The sequence below is a fragment of the Pseudaquabacterium inlustre genome (genome assembly GCF_038066595.1).
In the GTDB taxonomy this organism is placed as follows: Bacteria; Pseudomonadota; Gammaproteobacteria; order Burkholderiales; family Burkholderiaceae_C; genus Pseudaquabacterium; species Pseudaquabacterium inlustre.
This window is the reverse complement of sequence record NZ_JBBUTH010000019.1, coordinates 1-928: the sequence shown is the minus strand read 5'-3', so window position 1 is coordinate 928 and position 928 is coordinate 1. Positions and strand designations below refer to the sequence as shown.

Sequence of the window (928 nt, the reverse complement as noted above, 5' to 3'; positions counted from 1 at the left end):
TAGGGCTACGCTGATTAAGGTCCGCGTACCGGGTTGATCTGGTGGCAATGCTGGCGCTAGGTTGGGATGATGCTCGGATGAAGCAGGTCACCCTGGCAGCGGCCGCCGATCAAGGCGCGGAGTTCGAGCGGTTTCGCCGGCCGACGCGGCGCGACGTGTTCCTGCAGACGATGGGCGCCATCGTGCCTTGGGCCGAGTTGTGCGCGGTCATCGAGCCGCACTACCCCAAGGCCGGCAAGGGGCGGCCTCCGATCGGGTTGGAGCGCATGCTGCGCATGTACTTCGTGCAGCACTGGTTCAACCTCGCTGACGAGGCCTGCGAGGAAGCGCTGCTGGACAGCACGGCGCTGCGCCGCTTCGTGGGCATCGATCTGGGCCGCGAGCGCGTGCCTGACGGCACCACCTTGCTGAAGTTCCGCCGCCTTCTGGAGGATGACAAGCACAAGCTGGGCGCGGCGCTGTTCGCCAAGGTCGGTGAAGTGCTGCAGGGCAAGGGTCTGAAGGTTGGCATCGGCACCATCGTCGATGCCACCATCATCTCGGCGCCGAGTTCGACCAAGAACGACAAGGGCGAGCGCGATCCCGAGATGCACCAGACCAAGAAGGGTCAGCAGTACTTCTTCGGCATGAAGCTGCACATCGGCGTGGACAGCCAAACCGGGCTGGCGCACAGCGCAGTGGTGACGGCAGCCAACGTGCACGACAAGCACGCGATCCCTCAGTTGCTGCACGGGGCTGAGCAGGAGGTCTACGGCGATAGCGCCTATGCCTCGCAGCAGGAACTGATAGCCAGCAAGGCGCCGCTCGCACAGGACCGGACGAACCAGCGTGTTGGCCCAGCAGGCATCGCGGCCGACATTGAGCGCATCGCCAACCGCATCAAGTCCAAGGTGCGTTCGCGGGTGGAACACGTATTCGCGGTGGTGAA

1 protein-coding gene is annotated in these 928 nt (G+C 64.5%); it reads left to right on the top strand.

What is annotated here, in order from left to right; genetic code table 11:
- Positions 1-77: 77 nt before the first annotated feature.
- The coding region (locus AACH10_RS25325) for an IS5 family transposase (RefSeq protein ID WP_341413343.1) at positions 78-928 on the top strand (851 nt) is incomplete at its 3' end.